This is a genomic window from Arhodomonas sp. KWT (assembly GCF_010993615.1).
Map to the genome: position 1 here is coordinate 1 of NZ_WNXE01000153.1, position 2,641 is coordinate 2,641.

The 2,641-nt window shown below is 66.5% G+C and carries 3 protein-coding genes; all 3 read left to right on the top strand.

All coding sequences use genetic code 11. The features are described from left to right. The coding region (locus G7A99_RS15425) for a PDZ domain-containing protein (protein WP_163141714.1) at positions 1-204 on the top strand (204 nt) is incomplete at its 5' end. A gap of 142 nt (positions 205-346) precedes the next feature. Further along, positions 347-2,158 carry a translation elongation factor 4 gene (gene lepA, locus G7A99_RS15430; RefSeq protein WP_018718374.1) on the top strand — a complete coding sequence of 604 codons (1,812 nt, stop codon included), beginning with the start codon at positions 347-349 and terminating at the stop codon, positions 2,156-2,158. Between the two features lie 29 nt (positions 2,159-2,187). Then, the coding region (gene lepB, locus G7A99_RS15435; RefSeq protein WP_163141717.1) for a signal peptidase I at positions 2,188-2,641 on the top strand (454 nt) is incomplete at its 3' end.

Consider the following 2,641-nt stretch of genomic DNA (forward strand, 5'->3'; position numbering starts at 1 on the left):
GTGGAGCGGGTCACGGCCGGACCGGCCCGAGAGGCAGGCGTGCGCCGCGGCGATGTCATTACCCGACTCGACCGCAAGGCGATCGATTCGCCGGCGGCGCTGCGCGACGCGGTGGCCGCGCTGGAGCCGGGGCGCAGCGTCGCCGTGCTCGTGCGCCGGGAGGATGGTCCGCGTTTCCTCGCCCTGCGGTTGCCCGGGCAGTGACGGGCATTTGAGCCCGCCGCCGGAAAGCCGTATCGTTCGCGTCTCGAAACCCGTGCCCCGAGGCGTTACCGCGGCGCACCGGCGGGGTGTGCCGCGGTAATGCGTTGGCGCCACTGCAGTGCGTTCGCTTTTCGGAGACCCTATGGCGTCCCAGTCGATGGACCGGATCCGCAACTTTTCCATCATCGCGCATATCGACCATGGCAAATCGACACTTGCCGACCGTCTGATCGAGCGTTCCGGCTCGCTGACGTCCCGTGAGATGGCGGCCCAGGTCCTGGATTCCATGGACCTGGAGCGCGAGCGCGGCATCACCATCAAGGCCCAGAGCGTTTCGCTGGAGTACAAGGCCCGAGACGGCAACGTCTATCAGCTCAACTTCATCGACACCCCCGGCCACGTGGACTTCTCCTACGAGGTCAGCCGTTCGCTGTATGCCTGCGAGGGCGCGCTGCTGCTGGTGGACGCCTCCCAGGGGGTCGAGGCCCAGAGCGTGGCCAACTGCTACACCGCGGTGGATCAGGGCCTCGAGGTCCTGCCGGTGCTCAACAAGATCGACCTGCCGTCGGCCGAGCCCGACCGGGTGATCCACCAGATCGAGGAGATCATCGGCCTGGACGGCACGGACGTGCTCGGCATATCCGCGAAGACGGGCGAGGGCGTCGACGACCTCATGGAGGCGCTGATCGCGCGGGTGCCGGCCCCCAAGGGCGACCCGGATGCGCCGCTCAAGGCGCTGATCATCGACTCCTGGTTCGACAATTACCTCGGTGTCGTCTGCCTGGTGCGCGTGTTCGATGGCGAGCTCCGGCGCGGCGAGCGCATCCGGGTGATGTCCACCGGCCGCGAGTTCCAGGTGGACGACCTGGGGATCTTCACGCCCAAGCGCACGCCCTGGGAGTCGATCAGCGCCGGGCGCGTGGGCTTCGTGGTGGCGGGCATCAAGGACATCGACGGCGCGCCGGTGGGCGATACCATGACCAGCGCCCGGACGCCCTGCGACAGTCCGGTGCCGGGCTTCAAGGTGGTCCAGCCGCGGGTCTTCGCCGGCGTGTTCCCGGTCAACGCGGACGACTACGAGGCCTTCCGCGATGCCCTCGGCAAGCTCCGCCTCAACGACGCCTCGCTGTCCTACGAGCCCGAGACCTCCCAGGCGCTGGGTTTCGGTTTCCGCTGCGGCTTCCTCGGCATGCTCCACATGGAGATCATCCAGGAGCGTCTGGAGCGTGAGTACGGCCTGGAGCTGATCACCACCGCGCCCACCGTGGTGCACGAGGTGGTCACCCGCGAGGGCGAGACGATACAGGTGCACAACCCCTCTCAGCTGCCGGCGGTGGGGGACATCGAGGAGATCCGCGAGCCGATCATCCATGCCAACATCCTCGTGCCCCAGGAGCACGTGGGGCCGGTGATCAAGCTCTGCGAGGAGAAGCGCGGCACCCAGAAGGATATGCAGTACGTGGGCAACCAGATCTCGCTGGACTACGAGATGCCCATGGCCGAGGTGGTGCTCGATTTCTTCGATCGGCTGAAGTCCGCGAGCCGCGGCTTCGCCTCATTCGACTACGAGTTCCGCCGGTTCGAGGCGGCGCCGCTGGTCAAGCTCGACGTCCTGGTTAACGGTGACCGGGTGGATGCACTGTCCACCATCGTCCACCGCGACCACGCCCATCCGCGCGGGCGCGAGCTCACCGAGCGGCTCAAGGAGATCATCCCGCGGCAGATGTTCGAGGTCGCCATCCAGGCGGCGGTGGGCTCGAAGATCATCGCCCGCTCCACGGTCAAGGCGATGCGCAAGAACGTCACCGCCAAGTGCTACGGCGGTGATATCACCCGCAAGCGCAAGCTGCTGGAGAAGCAGAAGGCCGGCAAGAAGCGGATGAAGCAGGTGGGCAAGGTCGAGATCCCCCAGGACGCGTTCCTCGCCGTCCTGCAGGTGGACAAGAACAACTAGGCAGGGGGCGCACGGCGCGTAAATCGGGTATGTGGGATTTCGAGGCGCTTCTCGTTGCGGTGACGCTGGTCACCGGGGTGATCTGGCTGTGGGACCGGCTGGTGCGGCGTCCCCGCCGTGTGGCAGAGCAGCGGAGCAAGGACTCCGATCCCTGGTTCATCGACCTGCCGCGATCGCTCTTTCCGGTGATCCTGGCGGTGCTGGTGATCCGCTCGTTCATGGTCGAGCCCTTCCGTATCCCCTCCGGGTCGATGATCCCCACGCTGCTGCCGGGTGACTTCATCCTGGTCAACAAGTTCGCCTACGGGCTGCGCCTGCCGGTGCTGCACGACAAGTTCCTGGACGTCGGCGAGCCGGATCGGGGCGACGTCATGGTGTTCCGCTACCCGAAGGACCCGTCGCAGGACTACATCAAGCGGGTCGTGGGTCTGCCCGGCGACACCATCCGCTACGAGAACAAGCACGTCTATATCAACGGCAAAC

Bases quoted from the DNA above. Each gene is read 5' to 3' on its own strand.
- lepA (WP_018718374.1), top strand. From the start codon at position 347: ATGGCGTCCCAGTCGATGGACCGGATCCGCAACTTTTCCATCATCGCG.